At 41.6% G+C, this 2,830-nt stretch carries 3 protein-coding genes; 2 read left to right on the top strand and 1 reads right to left on the bottom strand.

What is annotated here, in order from left to right:
* Both WAZ62_RS21530 and ltrA read left to right on the top strand, forming a co-directional pair.
* On the top strand, nucleotides 1-485 hold a 485-nt coding region (locus tag WAZ62_RS21530; RefSeq protein WP_422645585.1), incomplete at its 5' end, for a T9SS type A sorting domain-containing protein.
* 490 nt (nucleotides 486-975) lie between these two features.
* A complete protein-coding gene (ltrA, locus tag WAZ62_RS21525; RefSeq protein WP_422645584.1) occupies nucleotides 976-2,385 on the top strand; it encodes a group II intron reverse transcriptase/maturase in 1,410 nt (469 codons plus the stop codon).
* Nucleotides 2,386-2,552: 167 nt separating this feature from the next.
* On the opposite strand, the gene WAZ62_RS21520 is transcribed toward ltrA, so the two are convergent.
* The coding region (locus WAZ62_RS21520; RefSeq protein WP_422645583.1) for a hypothetical protein at nucleotides 2,553-2,830 on the bottom strand (278 nt) is incomplete at its 5' end.

Genomic DNA, 2,830 nt, shown 5'->3' with positions numbered 1-2,830 from the left:
GGGGTCCGTCATGCTATCCGCCTTTTGTTTTTGACACTCCTGAGGCAGTGTTACTTGCAAGCGGAGCTACCGATAACAGCTTCCGTGGGGATTACGTCCATGGTGGGGTGCAGGGTTCGTCCAGGGTTCGATTCACGGTTTACAATGTCGATAATCCAAATGATACATTATCCTATGTCGTAAACTTCACAGTTTGTTATGTCGGCATTGGTGATGTAGTTATAAACACCCCTGAAATCTCCAATGCCTATCCAAACCCGGCTTCTGGTAACGTTAGTTTCGATTATAAGTTACCGGCTTCATCAAAAAATGCTGGAATAAAGGTCACAAACCTTCTCGGCACGGTTATTGAAGAGATAGCTCTTGAAAAAACTGAGGGAAAAGCTTCAATCAATGTTAGCAACCTCAAAAACGGAATCTACTTCTACTCTCTGATGATAAATAATTCTTCTACTACCACACGAAAATTCGTTGTTAAGCGTTAATTACTCAAAACTTGGACTACTTGGAATACTTGTTTAACTTAATGTAAAGAAAGCCCCGGCAGCACCGGGGCTTTTTTATGTGTGCCGTGCATGATTAATAACTTGAAGGTGAAAGTCCTTTATGGGGGTCTATAGTCGCCAACCATTAGCCAATAGCGAGGGTGTCAGCCGTGAGGCAGAATCTGAAGGAAGCTGGAGGCAAAACTCTGCCTTGAGGAATACGAACCACATCAGGCATTTCCAGTGGGATAAGATTGCATAACAAATCAAAGTCCAAAGACTATACAGATGTTGGAGTGTAAATGGGGCAAGGAGATGGAGTGAAAGTGATTAATCTTACCACGGGAGATCTCACGGACGTATGGAAACGGAGTATGAAATACGGTTGAAACAAGATTTATCGTGAGAAGTCAGCCGAAGCCATAGTAGGCAATTTCGACCAGTTGCTGAAGGGCTGAACCTTAATAAGTGAGTCAATGAAAGTTACCGGATGAAGGAAAGAGAGCAGAAAATCTTTGGAATACCAGAGACCTGTCCACCGAAGAATAGGACGGAATCCGAAGGCTACGTGGGAGGGCAGACCTTTATGTGGATAGCTGAAAATGATATCACAAACAAGAACCAAAGGGAATATGGACTGTTAGAGTTTATCTTATCCCCAAATAATCTTAATAAGGCCTACCTACAGGTATTGCGCAATAAAGGAGCAGGAGGGATAGACAAGATGCAAGTCGAATCTTTGAGAGATTATCTTGTCGAGCATAAAGATGAACTGATTACAGCCATATTAAAGGGGAATTACCGCCCAAAAGCAGTCAGAAGGGTAGAAATACCCAAAGAAAACGGGAAGAAACGCCAGTTGGGCATACCTACAGTTATAGACAGGGTATTCCAACAGGCAATAGCCCAGGTACTCACGCCCGTTTATGAGCGCCAGTTCTCACCGTTTAGTTATGGTTTCAGACCAAAGCGCGATGCCCATAAGGCATTACACCAATGCAAACGATACATTGACGAAGGTTATGTATTTGCCGTAGATATGGACTTAGAAAAGTTCTTCGACAGGGTTAATCATAGTAAGTTGATTGAGGTACTTTCACGTACGATAAAAGACGGACGTGTAATCTCACTCATACACAAATACCTGAATGCAAAAGTAAAGGTAGCAGATGAGTATGAAACCAATGAACAAGGTGTGCCACAAGGAGGGCCATTGAGTCCCCTTTTAGGCAACATCATGCTCAACGAACTGGACAAGGAACTAGACAAGAGAGGGCATAAGTACGTACGTTACGCCGATGACCTGCTAATCTTTTGCAAAAGTAAGAGGAGTGCCGAAAGGACAATGGGAAGCATTATTCCATTTATTGAGAATAGAATGTATCTTAAAGTTAACATGGAGAAAAGCAAAGCTGACAAAGTCAGCAATGTTAAATTCCTTGGTTACTCATTTTACCGGCCAAAAGGCATTTGCCGTTTTCGCATTCATCCATCTAGTACTGAAAAACTTAAGGGCAAGCTCAAAGAGTTAACTAGTAGGAGCAATGGGTGGGGCAACGAACGCAGAAAGGAAGCACTCAAACAGTTCATTACTGGATGGGTAAATTACTTCAGGTTGGCGGATATACAAAATCTATTAAGCAGAGTCGATGAATGGTTGCGTCGCAGAATCAGGATGGTTATCTGGAAACAATGGAAACATACGAAAACCAAAATGAGGAATCTCATGAAACTTGGTACAAATAAATCCAAGGCATGGGAATGGGCAAACACAAGGAAAGGCTATTGGCGTATTGCCGGCAGTTTTATTCTTAGTTCTACAATCACTAATGACAAACTTAATAGAGCGGGGTATATTTTCCTATGCGACTACTACTCTAAGGTTAGGTTTGTTTATTAAGGAACCGCCGTATACGAGAACCGTACGTACGGTGGTGTGAGAGGTCGGAAAATGAAATAGGAGGAAAACTATTTCATTTTCCTCCTACTCGATTATCAGATTTCCCGATTTACATTCTTGCCCGATTATTTATTTGCCGGATCAAAAAAACTCATAAAATCAATTATTTAAAACAAACTGTAATTCAGCGAAGCCGTTATGTATTGGCTCCATTTTACAGTTTTCTGCCTGTTTTCATCGTCAGGAACATTGTCACCTGTGAATTTTGTATCCTCCAGACTGAAATGTCCATTGAAATTCAGACTTAACCTCATTTTTTCGGAAATATAGTAATAAGCCGAAAAATCCGGTCCGGTGTACAAATAGAAGTCATTCTGAAGACCGGTTTTATCTTCTTTTGTAGTTCCTTGCTCTCTCTGATCAAATCCACCATTGAGTTCCCAGT

The sequence above is a fragment of the Zavarzinia sp. genome (genome assembly GCF_049306435.1).
In the GTDB taxonomy this organism is placed as follows: domain Bacteria; phylum Pseudomonadota; class Alphaproteobacteria; order Zavarziniales; family Zavarziniaceae; genus Zavarzinia.
This window is presented reverse-complemented; position numbering and strand designations above follow the sequence as displayed.

Excerpts from the sequence above, each read along its gene's own strand:
- ltrA (WP_422645584.1), top strand. The coding sequence starts at position 976 with ATGAAGGAAAGAGAGCAGAAAATCTTTGGAATACCAGAGACCTGTCCA.